The organism is Sphingomonas sp. LY54, from assembly GCF_035594035.1.
Lineage (GTDB): Bacteria > Pseudomonadota > Alphaproteobacteria > Sphingomonadales > Sphingomonadaceae > Allosphingosinicella.
Genome location: NZ_CP141588.1, coordinates 1029947 through 1043093 on the forward strand (window position 1 = coordinate 1029947; position 13147 = coordinate 1043093).

15 protein-coding genes are annotated in these 13147 nt (G+C 69.2%); 8 read left to right on the top strand and 7 right to left on the bottom strand.

Annotation, left to right across the window (positions count from 1 at the left end; all coding sequences use genetic code 11):
* The first annotated feature begins 4 nt into the window (after window positions 1-4).
* Window positions 5-718 (top strand): RNA polymerase sigma factor, encoded by a 714-nt coding sequence (locus SH591_RS05280; protein ID WP_324750826.1) that lies wholly within the window; start codon window positions 5-7, stop codon window positions 716-718.
* Between the two features lie 24 nt (window positions 719-742).
* On the opposite strand, the gene SH591_RS05285 is transcribed toward SH591_RS05280, so the two are convergent.
* The 3 genes from SH591_RS05285 to SH591_RS05295 are packed head-to-tail and all read right to left on the bottom strand — an operon-like array spanning window position 743 to window position 5005.
* Window positions 743-1813, bottom strand: a complete 1071-nt coding sequence (locus SH591_RS05285) for a lipocalin-like domain-containing protein (RefSeq protein ID WP_324750827.1) — start codon at window positions 1811-1813, stop codon at window positions 743-745.
* Complete coding sequence (locus SH591_RS05290) at window positions 1813-4335, bottom strand: FtsX-like permease family protein (protein WP_324750828.1); 2523 nt, start codon at window positions 4333-4335, stop codon at window positions 1813-1815. The genes SH591_RS05285 and SH591_RS05290 overlap by 1 nt, the downstream gene beginning before the upstream one ends.
* Entirely contained in the window at window positions 4328-5005 is a 678-nt protein-coding gene (locus SH591_RS05295; protein ID WP_324750829.1) for an ABC transporter ATP-binding protein, read from the bottom strand. The genes SH591_RS05290 and SH591_RS05295 overlap by 8 nt, the downstream gene beginning before the upstream one ends.
* A gap of 99 nt (window positions 5006-5104) precedes the next feature.
* Here SH591_RS05295 and SH591_RS05300 point away from each other — a divergent pair, with 99 nt between their 5' ends.
* Genes SH591_RS05300 through SH591_RS05315 form a run of 4 tightly spaced genes read left to right on the top strand, consistent with a single transcriptional unit; the run spans window position 5105 to window position 8548 of the window.
* A complete protein-coding gene (locus SH591_RS05300) occupies window positions 5105-6229 on the top strand; it encodes an 8-amino-7-oxononanoate synthase (RefSeq protein WP_324750830.1) in 1125 nt (374 codons plus the stop codon).
* Entirely contained in the window at window positions 6226-6843 is a 618-nt protein-coding gene (gene bioD / locus SH591_RS05305) for a dethiobiotin synthase (protein ID WP_324750831.1), read from the top strand. Before SH591_RS05300 ends, bioD begins: the two co-directional genes overlap by 4 nt.
* Window positions 6840-8078: an adenosylmethionine--8-amino-7-oxononanoate transaminase gene (locus SH591_RS05310; protein ID WP_324750832.1), complete on the top strand. Its 1239-nt coding sequence runs from the start codon at window positions 6840-6842 to the stop codon at window positions 8076-8078. The genes bioD and SH591_RS05310 overlap by 4 nt, the downstream gene beginning before the upstream one ends.
* 26 nt (window positions 8079-8104) lie before the next feature.
* Complete coding sequence (locus SH591_RS05315; protein WP_324750833.1) at window positions 8105-8548, top strand: DUF6265 family protein; 444 nt, start codon at window positions 8105-8107, stop codon at window positions 8546-8548.
* 1 nt (window position 8549) lies between these two features.
* Here the strand turns inward: SH591_RS05315 and SH591_RS05320 are convergent, their stop codons facing one another.
* Complete coding sequence (locus SH591_RS05320) at window positions 8550-8945, bottom strand: MAPEG family protein (protein WP_324750834.1); 396 nt, start codon at window positions 8943-8945, stop codon at window positions 8550-8552.
* On the bottom strand, window positions 8942-9700 hold the full coding sequence (locus SH591_RS05325; protein WP_324750835.1) for a competence/damage-inducible protein A: 759 nt from the start codon (window positions 9698-9700) through the stop codon (window positions 8942-8944). Before SH591_RS05325 ends, SH591_RS05320 begins: the two co-directional genes overlap by 4 nt.
* Window positions 9701-9764: 64 nt before the next feature.
* Here SH591_RS05325 and map point away from each other — a divergent pair, with 64 nt between their 5' ends.
* The 3 genes from map (at window position 9765) to glnA (ending at window position 12563) form a co-directional block, all read left to right on the top strand.
* Complete coding sequence (gene map / locus SH591_RS05330) at window positions 9765-10595, top strand: type I methionyl aminopeptidase (protein ID WP_324750836.1); 831 nt, start codon at window positions 9765-9767, stop codon at window positions 10593-10595.
* Window positions 10596-10719: 124 nt separating this feature from the next.
* The gene (locus tag SH591_RS05335; RefSeq protein ID WP_324750837.1) at window positions 10720-11058 is read left to right on the top strand and encodes a P-II family nitrogen regulator; all 339 of its coding nucleotides are present in this window, start codon (window positions 10720-10722) and stop codon (window positions 11056-11058) included.
* 92 nt (window positions 11059-11150) lie between these two features.
* Window positions 11151-12563, top strand: a complete 1413-nt coding sequence (glnA, locus tag SH591_RS05340) for a type I glutamate--ammonia ligase (RefSeq protein WP_324750838.1) — start codon at window positions 11151-11153, stop codon at window positions 12561-12563.
* A gap of 50 nt (window positions 12564-12613) precedes the next feature.
* Here the strand turns inward: glnA and SH591_RS05345 are convergent, their stop codons facing one another.
* Window positions 12614-12877: a hypothetical protein gene (locus tag SH591_RS05345; RefSeq protein ID WP_324750839.1), complete on the bottom strand. Its 264-nt coding sequence runs from the start codon at window positions 12875-12877 to the stop codon at window positions 12614-12616.
* Window positions 12878-12900: 23 nt separating this feature from the next.
* On the bottom strand, window positions 12901-13089 hold the full coding sequence (locus SH591_RS05350; RefSeq protein ID WP_324750840.1) for a hypothetical protein: 189 nt from the start codon (window positions 13087-13089) through the stop codon (window positions 12901-12903).
* Window positions 13090-13147 lie beyond the last annotated feature (58 nt).

Here is a 13147-nt window from a genome sequence, read left to right on the forward strand (position 1 = left end):
GGCCATGGCGACACTAGCCGACGCCCCCGAAATCCACGACCAGCGGCCCGCCGAGGCCGGCTATGCGGACGACCTCGCGCTCGTGCGAGGCTTCGCCGCGCGGCAGCCGGAAGCCGTGCGCCTGATCACGGCACGCAACAACCAACGCCTGTTCCGCGCCGCCTGGGCGATCCTGCGCAATCGCGCCGAGGCCGAGGACGCGGTCCAGAGCGCCTATCTCAAGGCCTTCGCCGCCGCGGGCTCGTTCGAGGCACGATCCTCGCTGACGACCTGGCTGACCCGGATCGCGATCAATGAGGCGCTCGGCCGCCGCCGCGCCGCGCAGCGGCGCATGGCCGGCCTCGACGGAAGCTCGGTAACGGTGCTCGACGACTATCGGGACAAGATGATGCGCGGATCGACCACCACCCTGCTGCCGGACGGCGCATTGGCGCGCCTGCAGATCCGGCAGATGCTCGAGGAAGCCATTGCCAGGCTGCCCGACCATTTCCGCACGGTCTTCGTGCTGCGCGAGATCGAGGGGATGAGCGTGGAGGAGGTTGCCGCAGCGCTCGCCATCGCGCCCGCGACCGTCAAGACCCGCACGCTGCGCGCCCGCCAGCGTCTGCGTGAGGCGCTGGCGCCCGACATCCAGACCGCGCTGCAGGGCACTTTCCCGTTCGCCGGCGTCGACTGCGTCGCCATGACGCAATGGGTGGAACGGCAGATTTGCGCCTAGCTTGATGGCGTTGTCGGGCCGGCGTCACATGCTGAGCGGCGCCGCATAGCCGGTCAGTTCGAGATAGCCGCGGCCGCCAGGCGTAGTCACCGCACCCTCCCAATAGACCGGCATGCCGGCGCTGCGGCCGTCCAGTTCCTGGGCGTCGAACAAGGGCGTGAGCCGATACGTGCGCACGCCCTCGGGAAGGCGGAGCATGAGATCGGTTTCGACCGGATAGATCGCGCCGGTGGCCGGCGAGCGCCAGCGGCGGCGCGGCGCGAAGCGCACGTCGTCCGGTCCCAGCAGGACGACGCCGCCGTCCGGCCGGCGCAAAGTGCCCCCGGCATAGAACGTGTCGCCCTTCGCGCCGCGCACGCGGAACGCCATCAGCGCGCCGCCGTCGTCGAGATTGATGCCCGCCCAGTCCCAGCCGGCGGCGCCCGGCGCGAGCAGGGTCGACGACCATTCGCGGTCGAGCCAGCCAGTGCCCGTCACCGCCAGCCGCTTGCCGCCGCGCGTCGCCGTACCGGTCACTTTCAATTGCGGCAGCGAATAATAATAGCTCGCCTGCTCCGGCCGCGGCCCCTTCTGGCTGTATCCGCCGCGGCCGTTGGCCATCACGGACTGGGTCGGGACGAAGGCGAGGTCGAGCGCGAATTCGCGCGATGACGCCGCCGCCCGGAATTGCCCGCCCGGATCGCGGCGGAGGCGCCAATCGAGCAATGTCACATCGGCATCGTCGCTGCGCGCCTCGGCGATCCCGAAGCCGCCGCGGGCGGCGCGCTGGTCGTGGAGCAGGCGCCCCGTCGCCGGATCCGACAGCGCGGCATGCGCGAACAGGATCTGGCGCGGCGCGAAGGCGCTGGGATTGGCGGGGTCGACGGCGGGCCGCGAACGGAAGAAAGTGATCTGAAAGCCCAGCCGTTCGCCCGCGTCGGCCTGCAGCCAGCCGGTGAAATACCACCATTCGGTGCGGTAATCCGGATGGGCGCCGTGGTCTCGCGGAAAGCGGAATTCGAGCCCGGGCTTTACCTCGGGATAGGTGACGAGCGCTTCGTCGGCCGGCGCCGCCACGGCCAAGCCGAGCAAAGCGAGAGGCACCAGCCGCCGCATCACCAATCCTCGCTGACCGCGCGGACCGCGTCGCGCGAGACGGCCCGGCGCCCGGCGAGCACGGCCGTTCCGGCCGACGTCGCCACCAAGGCGAGCCCGACGCTCGCCAGCAACGTCCACGGGATGCGCGTCGTCATCGTCCAGTTGAACGATTGCGGGTTGATCACGTGGATCAGGATCTGGCTGATGCCGAGCCCGAGCGCGATCCCCGCCGCCGCACCGATCAGCCCGAGCAGAGCCCCCTCGCCGGCCAGCATCGCCACGATCTGGCGCGGCGCCATGCCGACGTGACGGAGCATGCCGAATTCCTTGATCCGCGCCATGGCCTGGGCCGAGATGGTCGCCGCCACGCCGGCAAGGCCAATCAGGATCGCGATCGCCTCCAGCCCGTAGGTGATGGCGAAGCTGCGATCGAACAGGCGCAGCGCCTCGGCGCGCAAAGCCTTGGGCTCGAGCACCTGGACCCGCCCCGCCAGCGAGTCCGGAAGACGGCGCAGGATCTCGGACCGGACAGATTCGGCCGTCGCGCCGGGCGCGAGGTCCACCGCCGCCTCGCTTCGGTCCCGGTCTCCGGTCAGCGCGACATAATCCCGCTCATCGATGACGACAGCGCCTTGCTGGCGGGCATAATCGCGCCAGATGCCGGCGACATGGCCCGGCGTACCGGATGGGCCGAACGGGAGCGTCAGCCGGTCGCCGGGACGAAGCCGGTAGATCCGCGCGGCCGGCTCGGAGAGCCACAGTGCCAAACCCGGCCCCGTCTCCCGGGCGCGCTCGATCAGCGGCAGCGCATAGCCCGCCCCGCCGACCGGCCGCACGATCAGCGCCAATGACGGTAGCTCCGGATCGAGCGCCAGCGGCACCGTCTTGCTGAAGGCGATCGATTCGACGCCCGGCGTCCCCGCCAGCCGCCGCTGAGCATCGGCATCGAACAGAGGTTCGCTCGCGGCCGCGCCGACATAGAGATCGGCGCTGAGGAAGGCATCGAGCCAGTCGTCCACCGCGCCGCGGAAGCTGGTCACCATCACCGCCATCGCGATCATGAGGGCGGTGCTCGCGACGATGCCGCCGAGCGCGGTGGCGGCCTGCGACGGCGCGCCGAGCAGCCGCCGCAGCGCGAGATCGAACCACGGCCGGCGCGTGTCGATCCTGGCCAGCAGCGCGAGCAGCGTCCGCGCCAGCCACGGCATCGCCGCCACGCCGCCGGCCAGCACCAGCCCGACCGCGATGTAACCGAACAAAGGCAGCCGGTTGACCGCAGGCAACAGCGCCGCGCCCGTGCCGGCCAGGATCAGCAGAAGCGCCGGGCGCCAGGCGGGCCGGCGGCGCGGGTCGACCGGATCCCCGGCGTCCTTGAGCGCTTCGGCCGGCACGATCCGCCCGGCCTGCAGCGCCGGCGCGAGACTTCCCGCCAGCGCCGTCGTCACGCCGAAGAGGAAGAAAAGCAGGGCCGCCAGCGGCGAGAATAAAAGATCGGGCGTCGCGTTGTCGAAATAGCCGCCGCCGAGGTCCGCGCCGACGAACCGCAGCACCAGGGCGGCCAGCCCATAGCCGAGTATCAGCCCGATCATGGCCCCGGTGATACCGAGCACGGCGCCTTCGCCGACGAGGTGCCGGACGAGATCCCTTTTCTCCAGCCCCAAGGTCCGCAGCAAGGCCAGCTGCCGCAGCCGCCGCGTGACCGACAGCGACTGCGCCGAATAAACGAGGAAGCCGCCGGTGATCAGCGCGACGAGGGCCAGCATGTCGAGATTGACGCGGTAGGCGCGCGACAGGCTGTCGCCACGCCGGCTTTCCCCCTCGGGGTCGGTGAGCCGGGTACCGCCAGGCAGCACGTTTTCGACCGCCGCCCGCACCCGGCCAATGCCGGCTCCCTGGCGCAATCGGAGATCGACCCGCTCGATGCGGCCGAGCCGCCCAAAGCGCCACTGCGCCGCGGCGATGTCGACGACGGCCACGGCCTGCCCGGCCGCGACTCCGGGCAGGTCGCCGCCGACGGTGAAGACATGCTCGCGGCGCCCGACCCGCACGGTCGCACGATCGCCCGGCGCCAGGCCTGTGCGCCTCCGCCCCTCCGCCGAGAGGTGGATCATGCCCTGGTCGAACGCGGAATCGACCGCCGCGCCGCCTTTGTACGCGGGCACCAGAGCGGGCGTGACCTGGAGCGCGCGCAGCACGTCCAGCCCCAGCAAGGTCACGCGCGCCTCTCCGATGCGGGCGTCGAGCTGCACCACCGGGCTGGCGTCCGCCACCCCGTCGACACGGAACAGGCGCGGATAGACTCGCTCGTCGAAGCCGCCCGACGCGACCGACCGCACCTGAAGGTCGGCGCCCCCCGACACGCTGCGTACCGCCGCGCCGAACGCCTCGGCGGCCGAGCGGTTGATGACATGGACCGCGAACGCGAGCGCGACGCCGATCGCGATCGCCAGCACCGCCAGCACGAACCGGATCGGGAAGGCGCGCCATTCGCCCGCGATCAGCCAGCGCCATGCGCCGCCGGCGGAACGCGCCTCAGCCACCGCCCGCGACCAGCCCGGCCGGGGTCAGCAGCAACTGCCGGTCCGCGCTCGCCGCCGCCGTCGGCGAGTGGGTGACCAGCACCATCGCCGCGCCGGTCTCCCGCACTGTGCCTCCGAGCAGGGCCATGACCTGGGCGGCCGTCTCGGGATCGAGATTGCCGGTGGGCTCGTCGGCAAGGATCAGGGACGGGGCGTGGACCAGCGCCCGTGCGATAGCCACGCGCTGGAGCTCGCCGCCCGACAGTTCCTTGGGGTAGCTGTGAAGCCTGCCGCCGAGCCCGACCAGACCGAGCAGCCTGCCGGCCTGCGCCAGCGCGTCCGCCCGTCTTTTCCCCTGCAGCACCAGCGGCAGGGCGACGTTGCGGGCGAGATCGAGATGCGGCAGCACGTGAAAGGCCTGGAAGACAAAGCCGATCGCGTCGCGCCGCAGCCGGGTGCGCGCACTCTCGTCGAGCCCGGCAAGCTGCCGGCCCGCGACGATCACTTCGCCGCTGTCGGGCACGTCGAGGCCGGCGATGATGTTGAGCAGGGTCGATTTGCCAACGCCCGATTCGCCGCGGATCGCGACATGCTCGCCGCGCGCCACCGCCAGGCCGAGCCCGTCGAACAGGATCCGGCCGCCCGGCAGGGCCTTGCGCAACGCGACGAGCTCGAGGGCGGGATCGCTCATCGGCCGCACGATAGAGCGCGACCCGCGCCCGGGAAAGCGGCGGCGCGCTCGTAATTTTTCCGTCGCGCGGGCCGAACATGGGCGCTAGGGGCGCAAGCCATGCCCCCGTTCGACATGCAGGTCCGCGACCTGGAGGAGCTTTCCCGCCAGAGCCGGCGCCGGTCCCTCATTCCCCGCGCCGGCCACGATTTCGCGTCCAACGACTATCTCGCTTTGGCCTCCTCGCCGCGGCTGAAACAGGCCGTTGCCGAGGCGCTCGAGCGGGGCGTCCCGCTCGGCTCCGGCGGCTCGCGGCTGCTGCGCGGCAACCACGAAGAGCATGAGGCGCTTGAGGCGGAGGCGGCGTGCCTGTTCGGCACCGAGGCCAGCCTGTTCTTCTCGAGCGGCTATGCCGCCAATGCCGCGTTGCTCTCGACGTTGCCGCAGCGCGGCGACCTCATCGTCTATGACGAATTGGTCCACGCCAGCAGCCACGAGGGCATGCGCCTCAGCCGGGCCTTGTGCCTGTCCGCCGTCCATAACGACGCGGACGCCTTCGAGAGCGCGATCGCCGCCTGGCGGCGCGGCGGCGGCGCCGGCAAGGTCTGGATCGCGGTCGAGAGCCTCTACAGCATGGAGGGCGACCGCGCGCCGCTCGACGCGCTCGCGGCATTGGCCGACCGCCACGACGCCGTGCTCGTCATCGACGAGGCGCACGCGACCGGCGTGTTCGGGCCCGACGGCCGCGGCCTCGCGGCGCATCTCGACGGGCGCGACAACGTCATCACCGTGCGCACCTGCGGCAAGGCCCTCGGCTGCGAGGGCGCGCTGGTCTGCGGGCCGGCGCCCGTGCGCGATTTCCTCGTCAATCGCGGCCGCGCCTTCATCTTCTCGACCGCGCCCTCGCCGCTGATGGCAGCCGCGGTCCGCGCCGCCTTGCGTCTGCTGGTCGACGAGCCGGAGCGGCAGGCGCGGCTCCACGGCCTGATCGAGGCCGCCGCGCGCCGGCTGGTCCCACTCGGCGCGACCGCGTCGGGAACGCAGATCCTGCCGCTGATCCTCGGCGACGATGCGCGCACCATGGCGGTCGCCGCACGCCTGCAGGAGGCCGGATTCGACGTGCGCGGCATCCGCCCGCCGACCGTCCCCGCCGGCACGGCGCGGCTGCGCATCTCGCTCACGCTCAATGTCGACGAGGCGGCGGTGGCGGCGCTGGGCGACGCGATCGAGGCGGCTTGGGCATGACGATAATCGTCACCGGCACCGACACCGGCATCGGCAAGACGATCTTCGCCGCCGCGCTCGCCGGGGCGCTCGGCGGCCATTATTGGAAGCCGATCCAGTCGGGGCTCGAGGAAGCGAGCGACAGCGCGACCGTGGCCGGCTTGTCGGGCCTCGCGCCGGACCGAATCCTGGCCGAGGCCTATCGCCTCTCTGCGCCGCGTTCGCCGCACCTCGCCGCGGAGCTGGACGCCGTGACGATCGACCCGGACAGGCTCACCCCGCCGGATCTCGATCCGCTCGTGGTCGAAGGCGCCGGCGGGCTGCTCGTGCCGGTGACGCGCGACCTTCTTTATGCCGACCTGTTCGCGCGCTGGGGCCATCGCGTCGTGCTGATCGCCCGCACCGGGCTCGGCACGATCAACCACAGCCTGCTCTCGATCGAGGCGCTCCGCGCGCGCCGCATCCCGATCCTCGGTGTCGCCTTTGTCGGCGAGGCGAACGAGGACAATGAGGCGATCGTCGCCAAGCTGGGCGGGGTGAAGCGGCTCGGTCGCCTGCCGCTCCTGGATCGGCTCGATCCGCGAGCCCTCGCTGCCGCTTTCGCGGCCCATTTCGACCTGGCCGATTTCCGGTGAGCTCGCCGGTCTGGCATCCGTTCACCCAGCACGGCCTTGGCGAGCCGATCCCGCTCGTCACCCGCGCTGAGGGCGCCGCTCTCTACACGGCGGAGGGGCGCCGCATCGTCGACGCCATCTCCTCCTGGTGGGTGACGACCCACAGCCACTGCCACCCGCGCATCATGGCGGCGATCGCGGAGCAGGCCGGAAAGCTCGACCAGATCATCTTCGCGGGCTGGACGCACGAGCCGGCCGAGACGCTGGCGCGATCGCTCGTCGAGATGATGCCGGCGCCGCTCGCCCACGTATTCTTCTCGGACAGCGGCTCGACCAGCGTCGAGGTCGCGCTCAAGATGGCGCTCGGTTACTGGGCCAATCGCGGCGCGCCGCGGCACCGCATCCTCGTGATGGAGCACAGCTATCACGGCGACACGATCGGCGCGATGTCAGTCGGCGCGCGCGGCGTCTTCAACCAGAGTTACGAGCCCTTGCTGTTCGACGTCGGCACCGTGCCCTTCCCCGCAGGGCACGAGCAGGAGACGCTCGACGCGCTCGAAGCCTATTGCCGCGCGGCGCCGGCCGCTTTCATCGTCGAGCCGCTCGTGCTCGGCGCCGGCGGCATGCTCTTCTACCCGGCCGCCATATTGGCCGAGATGCGCGCCATCTGCGCGCGCCACGGCGTCCTGTTCATCGCCGACGAGGTGATGACCGGCTGGGGCCGCACCGGCACCCTGCTCGCCTGCGAACAGGCCGGGATCGTGCCCGACATACTCTGCCTGTCGAAAGGCCTGACCGGCGGCGCGGTCCCGCTCGCGGTCACCCTCGCCACGCCGCCGATCTTCGAAGCCCATGTCTCGCAGGACCGGGCCAAGCAGTTCTTCCACTCGTCGAGCTACACCGCCAACCCGATCGCCTGCGCCGCCGCCAACGCCAATATCGCGATCTGGCGCGACGAGCCCGTTCTGGAGCGGGTGGCCGCGCTGGCCCGCCGTCAGGCCGAGCGCTTGGCGGGCCTCAAGGGGGTCGAAAACAAGAGACAGATCGGCACCATCGCCGCGCTGGAGATCGCGGACGGCAGCGGCTCCTATTTGTCCGCGCTCGGCCCGCGGCTGCTCGCTTTCTTCCGCGACCGCGACCTGCTGCTCCGCCCGCTCGGCAACACCGTCTATGTGATGCCGCCTTATTGCATCGAGGAAGCCGATCTCGACGCGATCTACGGAGCGATCGAAGAGGCGGCGGCTTCTTTCTCGTGATAGGGTCGCGCGCAGGAGGATCCGTCATGCAGCCTGCCCGCCTCATCCTCGCCGCCGCCTTGCTGATCGGCGCCGCTCCGCCGGAGCCGAAAGCGCCGGCGTGGCTCGCGGGCGCGTGGGAGACCGAGCAGGCCGGGAGCTGGACCGAGGAGCGCTGGGCGCCGCCGCGGGGCGGCGTGATGCTCGGCACCAGCCTCAGCGGGAAGGGCCAAAGCGCCACCTGGTTCGAATATATGCGGATCGCCCGCGACGAAGCGGGCAGGCTCCACTTCTACGGCTCTCCCCAAGGCAAGCCGGCCGTCGCCTTCCGCGTCGAATCCGCGGCTGCCGAGAGCATCGTCTTCGTCAATCCGGCGCACGATTTTCCGACCCGCATCGCATATCGTCGGGCCGGCGACCGTCTCGTCGCGACCGTCTCCGGGCCCGGCGGCGCCAATACGCAGACCTGGAATTATCGGCGCGCGGAGTAGGTCAGCCCCAGAGGGCGTTGCGCAGGACGAGCAGGATACCGAGCACGCTGATCAGGAACACGAGGGTGCGCACGCGCGGAATGCCCATCGCGTAGAGCGGCAGGTAGACGACCCGCGCGGCCAGCCAGGTGATCGCGCCGATCTCGGTCAGCCAGTCGGTGCGGTCGGACACGCTCACGATCAGAATCGCCGCGGCCATGATCGGGAAGGTCTCGAAATAATTGGCCTGCGCCCGCGCGAGCCGGCCGACGATCGGTTGCGGCGGCGGCAGTTCCTCGTCGCGCGCGCCCATATTCCATTTGGTGCCATATTGCCGCGTCTTCACCCGCACGGCGGCGAAGATATGGACCAAGGCCAGGAGGCACCCCCAGGCGAGCACGGTCAGTTCGGTGTTCATATCCCCTCCTCCATCACTTGCCGGCCATCCTCTTCAAGCCGCCGCACGAGATCGTAGACGCACGCCTCGAGGGCGTTCTCGCTGGTCGAGCGGACGACGAAGTTCGCGCCCACCTTGCCGGCGCGAAAGAAGGGATAGGAGCCGATTTGGCAGCCGTCGTGCGTCACCTCGGTCTCGCGCAATAGGTCGGCCACTTCGCTCTCCGGCACCCAGCAGCCGATGGTGCGCGACAGCAAGGGCTTGCCGCCCTCGAGCGTGCCCGACAGCGCCTCGAGCATCATGCCGGCGATGTGCGGCACGCCCGCTAGGATGAAGATATTGCCATGGCGGATGCCCGGCGCGCCCGACATGCGATTCTCGATCAGGTCGGCGCCGGCCGGCACCCGCGCCATTCGCAAGCGCGCCTCGGTCAGCCCGCCCTTCGCGGCATAATAGCTTTCCAGCGCCGCCCGCGCCCTCGGGTGGATTTCAACGCCGACGCCGGTCGCGGCCGCGATCGCATCGACGGTGATGTCGTCATGGGTGGGGCCGATGCCGCCGGTGGTGAACAGATAGTCGTTGCCGGTCCGGAGCGCGTTGACCGCCTCGACGATCCGCTCGTGCACGTCCGGCACGATCCGGACCTCGGTGAGGCGGATGCCCTGCAGGTTGAGCCAGGTCGCGATCGGCGAGACGTTTCGGTCCTGGATCCGGCCCGAGAGGATCTCGTCGCCGATGATGAGGAGCCCGGCCGTCCAGATCCGTTCGCTTGCCATTCCGCCCGCCATAACGGTGGCTCCGGGGCTCGCCAAGCCATGGCCGAGGGCTTATATGGCGGCCATGACCGAATATCTGACGATGGAGAAGGGCGACACCGCGTCGGCCCGAAGCGGCGCGATCAAGCTCCACGGGCCCGAAGGCTTCGCCGGGATGCGCGCCGCCGGCCGCCTCGCCGCCGAAATCCTCGACGCGCTCGTGCCCCACGTGGTCCCGGGCGTCACCACCGCCGAGCTCGACTCGATCGTCAATCGCATGATCCGCGATGCCGGAGGCTATCCCGCGACCCTGGGCTATCGGGGCTACACGCACAGCTGCTGCATCTCGATCAACCACGTCGTCTGCCACGGCATTCCGGGCGACCGGACGCTGAAGGACGGCGACATATTGAACGTCGACGTGACGCCGCTTTTGAACGGCTGGCACGGCGACAGCAGCCGCATGTATCTGTGCGGCGACGTTCCCATCAAGGCGAAGAAGCTAGTCCAGGTCACCTACGAGTGCCTGATGCTGGGGCTGGAGCAGGCCAAGCCCGGCAACCATCTCGGCGACATCAGCCACGCCATCCAGAGCCATGCCGAGAAGCACCGCTACGGCGTCGTCCGCGATTTCTGCGGCCACGGCGTGGGGCGGCTGTTCCACGACGCGCCCGAGGTCGTCCATGTCGGCCGCCCCGGCACCGGCCCGGAGCTGCGCCCCGGCATGATCTTCACGGTCGAGCCGATGATCAATATCGGCAAGCCGGGCTGCAAGGTGCTCGAGGACGGCTGGACGGCGGTCACGCGCGACCGCAGCCTCTCGGCCCAGTTCGAGCATTCGATCGGTATCACCGAGGACGGCTGCGAGATCTTCACGACCAGCCCCAAGAGCCTTCACCAGCCGCCTTACGCCTGATCCGCACGCGGGCGCGACAGGGCGATCCCGCCCCGCCGTGAAATGTTCACCAGCGCCCCGAATCGGCTGGACGGGCCCGGGAAATCCGTGTGATCTCGCGCCACACAGCACGAGAGTTTCCTAAGTGAAAAAGATCGAAGCCATCATCAAGCCGTTCAAGCTCGATGAGGTGAAGGAGGCCCTGCATGATGTGGGCGTCTCGGGAATCACCGTCTTCGAGGCCAAGGGCTTCGGCCGCCAGAAGGGCCATACGGAGCTCTATCGCGGCGCCGAATATGTCGTCGACTTCCTCCCCAAGGTGAAGCTCGAGGTCGTCGTCGAAGACAATCTCGCCGAGCGCGTCGTCGAGGCGATCGCGACCGCGGCCCGCACCGGCCGCATCGGCGACGGCAAGATTTTCGTCAGCTCGATCGAGGAAGCGCTCCGCATCCGCACCGGCGAGCGCGGCTCCGAGGCGATCTGACGGACAAGCTCCCCGGCGAAAGCCGGGGCCCAGATGAGTTCAAAAGACTGGACCCAGGCTTTCGCCGGGGAACGAAGTGAAGGAACAGTAGAATGGCCAACGACGCCGGCAAGATTCTGAGCATGATCAAGGACCAGGAGATCGAGTGGGTCGACCTGCGCTTCACCGATCCCAGGGGCAAGTGGCAGCACCTCACCATGACCGCCAGCCTGATCGACGAGGATCAGCTCAACGACGGCTTCATGTTCGACGGCTCCTCGATCGAGGGCTGGAAGGCGATCAACGAGAGCGACATGACGCTCCAGCCCGACCTCGACGCCGTCTATGTCGATCCCTTCTCGGCGACGCCGATGCTGATCCTGTTCTGCGACGTGGTCGATCCGGGCACCGGCGAGCTCTACGCCCGCGACCCGCGCTCGACCGCCAAGCGCGCCGAGGCCTATCTCAAGACGACCGGCATCGGCGACACCGTCTATGTGGGGCCGGAAGCCGAATTCTTCATGTTCGACGACGTCCGCTTCGAGGACGGCTACGCCACGTCCTATTTCCGCATCGACGACATCGAGCTGCCGACCAATACCGGCCGCGAATATGAGGGCGGCAACCTCGCCCACCGTCCGCGCGCCAAGGGCGGCTACTTCCCGGTCGCGCCGGTCGACAGCGCAATCGACATCCGCGCCGAGATGATGTCGACGATGATCGAGATGGGCCTGCCGATGGACAAGCACCATCACGAGGTCGCCGCCGGTCAGCATGAGCTCGGCATGACCTTCGGCAAGCTGGTTGAGACTGCCGACCGCATGCAGATCTACAAATATGTGGTCCACATGGTCGCCCATGCCTACGGCAAGACCGCGACCTTCATGCCCAAGCCGATCGCGCAGGATAACGGTTCGGGCATGCACACCCATTTGTCGATCTGGAACGAGGGCAAGCCGCTCTTCGCCGGCAACGGCTATGCCGGCCTGTCCGACACCGCGCTCTACTTCATCGGCGGCATCATCAAGCACGCCAAGGCCTTGAACGCGTTCACCAACCCGACGACCAACAGCTACAAGCGCCTGGTGCCGGGCTTCGAGGCACCGGTTCTGCTCGCTTATTCGAGCCGCAACCGCTCGGCCTCGTGCCGCATCCCCTACGGCTCGGGCGAGAAGGCGAAGCGCGTCGAGTGCCGCTTCCCCGATCCGCTCGCCAATCCGTATCTGGCTTATGCGGCTCTGGTCATGGCCGGCCTCGACGGCATCCAGAACCGTCTCCATCCGGGCGAAGCGATCGACAAGAACCTGTACGATCTGCCGCCGGCCGAACTGGTCAATGTGCCGACCGTCGCCGGCTCGTTGCGCGAGGCCCTGGTCTCGCTCCAGAACGACCGCGACTTCCTCACCAAGGGCGACGTCTTCTCCGACGACCAGATCGACGCCTATATCGAGACGAAGTGGGCCGAAGTGATGCGCTGGGAAACCACGCCGAGCCCGGTCGAATTCGACATGTATTATAGCGGCTAAGCCGTTTCTCCCCGCGCTCTCCAAAAGAGCGCGGGGATTTTTCGGCGCGGCTACTCGCCCTTGTCCTCGCCCGGCCGCGTCTTCTGCGTCGGGGCGTTCGCATTTTCGCCGACCTTGTCTTCGCCGAGCTGCCCCGTACCGTGATAGGCCATCTCGGTCTGCCCGCCGTGGCCCATGAAGCCTCCGGATTGCGGCTTCTTGCCGGTATGCGGGTTGGGATAGGCGCCGCCGCCGGAATCGCCACCGCCGAGGCCGCTCTCGCGCCCGCTGAATTTCTGCTGCGCTTCCGGGTCGCTGGGTCGCTTGTCGCTCATCTTTAAACCCTTTCTCTCGCTGGTCAGTCTGCAGGCTCTGCGGCGAACTCGTCCGCGAGCCTCAGCACATAGGCGATGTTGTCGATGGTGAGGCGCAGCCCCTCTTCTTCCTGCAGCCGGCGCTGGATGTAGCGGAGGCGCGCGTCCGGATGGAGCTCCGCGTCGAGGATTTCCGGGTCGGCGAGGTTGCCGCCGCGATGGCGTTCAAGCACGGATCATCTCCATTCTGGATCTTCGCCCATTCAACGAGCGGGACGGCGGTTGGTGCCC

Bases quoted from the DNA above. Each gene is read 5' to 3' on its own strand.
- SH591_RS05285 (WP_324750827.1), bottom strand. From the start codon at position 1,813: ATGCGGCGGCTGGTGCCTCTCGCTTTGCTCGGCTTGGCCGTGGCGGCG.
- map (WP_324750836.1), top strand. From the start codon at position 9,765: ATGACCGAATATCTGACGATGGAGAAGGGCGACACCGCGTCGGCCCGA.
- SH591_RS05320 (WP_324750834.1), bottom strand. From the start codon at position 8,945: ATGAACACCGAACTGACCGTGCTCGCCTGGGGGTGCCTCCTGGCCTTG.
- bioD (WP_324750831.1), top strand. From the start codon at position 6,226: ATGACGATAATCGTCACCGGCACCGACACCGGCATCGGCAAGACGATC.
- SH591_RS05345 (WP_324750839.1), bottom strand. From the start codon at position 12,877: ATGAGCGACAAGCGACCCAGCGACCCGGAAGCGCAGCAGAAATTCAGC.
- SH591_RS05280 (WP_324750826.1), top strand. From the start codon at position 5: ATGGCGACACTAGCCGACGCCCCCGAAATCCACGACCAGCGGCCCGCC.
- SH591_RS05295 (WP_324750829.1), bottom strand. From the start codon at position 5,005: ATGAGCGATCCCGCCCTCGAGCTCGTCGCGTTGCGCAAGGCCCTGCCG.
- SH591_RS05315 (WP_324750833.1), top strand. From the start codon at position 8,105: ATGCAGCCTGCCCGCCTCATCCTCGCCGCCGCCTTGCTGATCGGCGCC.
- SH591_RS05325 (WP_324750835.1), bottom strand. From the start codon at position 9,700: ATGGCAAGCGAACGGATCTGGACGGCCGGGCTCCTCATCATCGGCGAC.
- SH591_RS05300 (WP_324750830.1), top strand. From the start codon at position 5,105: ATGCCCCCGTTCGACATGCAGGTCCGCGACCTGGAGGAGCTTTCCCGC.
- glnA (WP_324750838.1), top strand. From the start codon at position 11,151: ATGGCCAACGACGCCGGCAAGATTCTGAGCATGATCAAGGACCAGGAG.